Here is a 382-nt window from a genome sequence, read left to right on the forward strand (position 1 = left end):
GCCGCCGGGCACCGTCTGGTCGTCACGCACGGAAACGGCCCCCAAGTCGGCTTCATCAAACGGCGCTCCGACCTGATGGCCGACCTGGCGCCCGAACTGCCCAGCCTCGACCTGGACATGTGCGTCGCCGACTCGCAGGGCAGTATCGGCTACATCCTCGCGTCCACGCTCGCCGGTCACCTCAAGGCGGCCGGACACGGCGACCGAGTCACGGCACTGGTCACGCACACCGTCGTCGACCCTGCCGACCCGGCCTTCCGCCGACCCACCAAACCGATCGGCTCGTTCTACGACGAGGAGAGCGCAGGCAAGCTCGCCGCCCGGCACGGCTGGCACGTGGCAGAGGACTCCGGGCGCGGCTGGCGCCGTGTCGTTCCCTCTC

At 70.4% G+C, this 382-nt stretch carries 1 pseudogene; it reads left to right on the forward strand.

The features are described 5' to 3' along the window. Window positions 1–382: pseudogene (locus J0695_RS40860) on the forward strand (carbamate kinase); the annotation flags it as partial.

This window comes from Streptomyces beijiangensis, assembly GCF_017315755.1.
GTDB classification, from domain to species: Bacteria; Actinomycetota; Actinomycetes; order Streptomycetales; family Streptomycetaceae; genus Streptomyces; species Streptomyces beijiangensis.